The 3,889-nt window shown below is 35.3% G+C and carries 3 protein-coding genes; all 3 read left to right on the top strand.

Features of this window, described 5'->3' with window-relative positions:
- Positions 1 to 352 (top strand): GDSL-type esterase/lipase family protein (locus tag F6K53_RS35565; protein WP_293084055.1); only part of this gene is annotated, 352 nt, incomplete at its 5' end.
- Between the two features lie 556 nt (positions 353 to 908).
- Positions 909 to 2,270 (top strand): aminotransferase class I/II-fold pyridoxal phosphate-dependent enzyme, encoded by a 1,362-nt coding sequence (locus tag F6K53_RS35560; RefSeq protein ID WP_293084052.1) that lies wholly within the window; start codon positions 909 to 911, stop codon positions 2,268 to 2,270.
- Between the two features lie 38 nt (positions 2,271 to 2,308).
- Positions 2,309 to 3,484 (top strand): PLP-dependent transferase, encoded by a 1,176-nt coding sequence (locus F6K53_RS35555; protein ID WP_293084049.1) that lies wholly within the window; start codon positions 2,309 to 2,311, stop codon positions 3,482 to 3,484.
- Positions 3,485 to 3,889 lie beyond the last annotated feature (405 nt).

Below are 3,889 nucleotides of genomic sequence, written 5' to 3'. Positions count from 1 at the left end.
TTGGCTGAAGCAAGCAAGACCGGAGATTGTCTTATTAATGGCTGGAACAAACGACATCCTTTTTCAGAATGAAAGCCCTGAAGATACGGTCAATGAAATGATTTTACTCATTGATAAAATTCTCGCTTGGTCAGATCAGGTATATTTGTTTGTCTCTTCAATTCCCTCCATTAACCCCTCTGCACTGCAGGATGGTACTATCAAGAATCAGAAAGCTGATAAATACAATAACCTATTGGCAAATTTGCTGACGGGAGAAAGTTATAAAAACAAGAACATTCGATTTGTTGATAACCGCAATTTATTCACCCCTGATGACATGCTTGAGGATGGTATTCATCTAACCCCATAGGGTTACAAAAAGTTGGCTCATGCTTGGTTCAAAATGATGATTGAAATCGATAGGAGGGAAGAACAAGATGATATTCCTATAGATGTTCCTGTTGAGATCGATATCTATAGTAGGTTATAAAAAAATTTACAGGGTAAGCGCATCATTAAAAAATTGCTAATCCCTGATAGCACCTCAAGTAGCGTGCCCGTAGCGCATTAGCTGTAGGGGAAGCTCTTCTGAAAGATTTTGCTAATTGTTGACCATGAGCATAGATACCAAATGGCTTCTCTAGGTCTTCCGGAATGAATTTACGGGGCGATCAAGCTCCTACTTTTTTCCCGTGTGATTCGATGTGCTATTATAAAAAAGTAAGTGTACATATTTATAAAGCCAGGTTGTTGTGATATTGATTTATCAAAGTTTTCAGGCTTCCTTTCTCACACAATCTGTATCAAGTGCTAATTTTTGCACTCCGATCTCCGCTTATCCGGACTGGGCGGCTTGATCGCGATAGGAATTGGTGATATCCAGATAGCTTAGACTGAATTACCCTAAACTTAGTACAACAATTAAGATGCTAACAGAACAAGACATTGATCAATGCTTGAAGATGCTGGATGGCATCTATACTTTATCCGAACGAGAAAGATTGGAGAGGATTGAAAAATTTGTTAAATCTACCCTGTCTATTACTCCAGATATCTACAGTCCAAAAAACTTAAAATACTTGTTTTCTTATCCCGACCCCATCGGTGTTTTTGCCGATTTCGTATCTAACTACATTAATTCTAATATTCATACTGAAGAATGTTCGCCAATTTTTACTCGGTGTGAAGTAGAAATGGTAGAAACTCTGTTACCGCTAGTCGGTTATCCTGAAGGGGATGGTATCTTTTATCCGGGTGGTACGTTATCTAATTTGGCATCTGTATTATTAGCGGTACAAAGAGCAAAAGTTAATTTAGGACAATCAGTCATTCTGATCTCTGATCATTCTCATTACTCTGTTGAAAAAGCCGCCATAATTTGTGGAATTAAAAATATTATCAAAGTTAAAACAACCACAAAAGGAGTCGTAGATCTAGAACATTTAAGAGAATTATTCAGCCAAATAAAAGCTGATAATCTCAATCTAATTTACTTTTGCTGTGTGATGGGTTCGACTACTTTGGGAACTTTCGACCCCGTAGAAAAAATATTGGAAATATTCCAAGAATTCGCGATTAAACCTTGGATTCATTTTGATGCAGCTTGGGGAGGCGGGGTTTACTTTAGTGAAGATGCAGGGTTTTACAGAAAGCTGAGTAGTTTGTCAGATTCGATTGTATTAGACTTTCATAAATTTCTTTCAGCCCCTCTATTATGCTCAGTCTTACTGGTGAAAGACAAATCTGTTTTAGTGGATGAAGTAACAGCACTTAATGGTAATTATCTATTTACCAGCAACCAGAATATCAAATATAGTCTCAGCCTCAAGTCTTTACAATGTTCCCGAGAAGCCTATGCCTTTAAGCTCTGGCTAATGTTCAAACATCATGGTCTTGAACACTTTCAAAATTTAATTCAAAAATACTATGAAAATCAGGAAGAATTAATAAACAAACTTTCGGAACGAGTTTTATATGTTGTCGAACCCCAGTATTTTAACGTGGGTTTATGGTTTATTCCTAAAGAAATGGAAGTGAAGGAAACTATCACAGATTACACGGCTGCAGAAATTGAGAAAATCGATCAACTTAATCTCGCTATCTATGATCAGATAGTTAAGGATGGCTTTATGAAAGTCAATTCATATCATTTTAATAATCTTCCTCTATTTATTCGGATTATTGTACATCATGGAAATCTGACAACAGACATCATTTCTGAAATTGTTGCTTATTTATATAAAATCTATGAATCTGTTGGATCAAGCCCTTGTAAAAGTCTAATCTAGAAGTCCAAAATTACAATAATTTACAGGAGGAATAGAAAATGGGCAGAGTCAGAAAGCATGAATCCTACACTAACTCAATTATAACACCGATTTATCAAAATACAGCCTACTTTTATGATGATCATAAAACTTATGTCAAAGCCTTACATGAAGGATCGATCACAAAAGGCCGCTATGGCAGGTATCATAATCCAAATTGGGAAGAAGTAGAAGGAAGATTAGCCCAACTTGATGAGGCTGAAGATTGTTTACTATTTCCCAGTGGGATGAGTGCTATTTACAGTACTTTAATGGCGTTCGCAAAATCTCAAAGCTGTTTCGCAACAACTTGCTATCTATATAAAAACACAAGACGTTTTTTTGATAATCTTGAGAAACTTGGGTTCAAAACTTTGATTTTGGATAATTCGGATTTATCTGAGTTGATGATATCACTTGATAAACTCAGTCAAGATATTAATCTTCTCTTCTTGGAAATCCCCTCTAACCCTCATCTTTACCTAGCAGATATTGAAAAAATCAAAAAGTTGTTAGAACCTGATACGCTTCTCGTTGTCGATAGTACCTTTGCCAGTCCTTATAATTTTAAACCCTGTTTATGGGGGGCAGATTTAGTAATTCATAGTTGTACTAAATATCTCAATGGCCATGCTGATGTAGTACTGGGAAGTGTTGCTGGTAAAAAGGAAGCGATCGATAAAATTAGAAATTTTAGAAATATCAATGGAGTCATTCCTAGTCCTCGCGATGTGTTTACATTGGGTCAACACTTGAAAACGTTTAACTTGAGAATGGAGTCTCTTAATGCTTCAGGTCAAAAACTGACTGAGTTTTTAAATTCGCATCCTTTAGTTTCAAAGGTATATTATTTGGGGTTAGATTCTCATCCTCATCGAGAACTCTCTAAGAAATATTTTACTAATGGATATGGCGGTGTTGTGACCTTTGAACTCAAACTTTCAAAACGTGAGACATCAGAATTGATTGACAATCTGAAAATCCCATATATTGCTTCTAACTTTGGTTCAGCAGAAACCTATATCGAACAGCTTGCTCCCTTTACCTACTACTATTTATCCGAGGAGGATAGAAAATCATTAAATATTACAGATAGTCTGATTCGACTTTCCATCGGCTTTAATGATCCAGTCGATAGTATTATTGATGATATCGATTGTAGTCTTGCTCGATATATGGCTACGGCAATACATTAGAGTATCTTGTTTTTGTACTCTATTTACTTGGTCAGCTTGTCTCTAAACTAGATTCGTAATTTGTATTTCCTTGTTTGGTATATATTTAGTCCGATCTAGCCAATCGATTACTAAACAATCCTGATCAGGAAACTACAATTTTGGAAAGGATATGAATTCCCGTAACCTTTTTTTTACTAATATAAAATATCTCGTCAGAATTGAAAAGAATAAAGAAGATATCTTTACCGTATCTGAAGTATTTTTTTTAAGAAAATAATATTAATATATATGGTTCTTACAATCATCAAAATCACCACAGATAACCATAAAATATGATTATCTTGATGAAACCAAGCTAAAATACTGAAAGTAATAAATCAAAAAAATAAACCGATTAGAGCAGAATTGCGAATAACGGCTGTA

It is taken from the genome of Moorena sp. SIO4A1, from assembly GCF_010672065.1.
GTDB lineage: Bacteria > Cyanobacteriota > Cyanobacteriia > Cyanobacteriales > Coleofasciculaceae > Moorena.
The sequence above is the reverse complement of the archived record's forward strand: the minus strand, read 5'-3'. Positions and strand labels throughout refer to the sequence as shown.

Coding starts and splice junctions, on each gene's coding strand:
- F6K53_RS35560 (WP_293084052.1), top strand. CDS start 909: ATGCTAACAGAACAAGACATTGATCAATGCTTGAAGATGCTGGATGGC.
- F6K53_RS35555 (WP_293084049.1), top strand. CDS start 2,309: ATGGGCAGAGTCAGAAAGCATGAATCCTACACTAACTCAATTATAACA.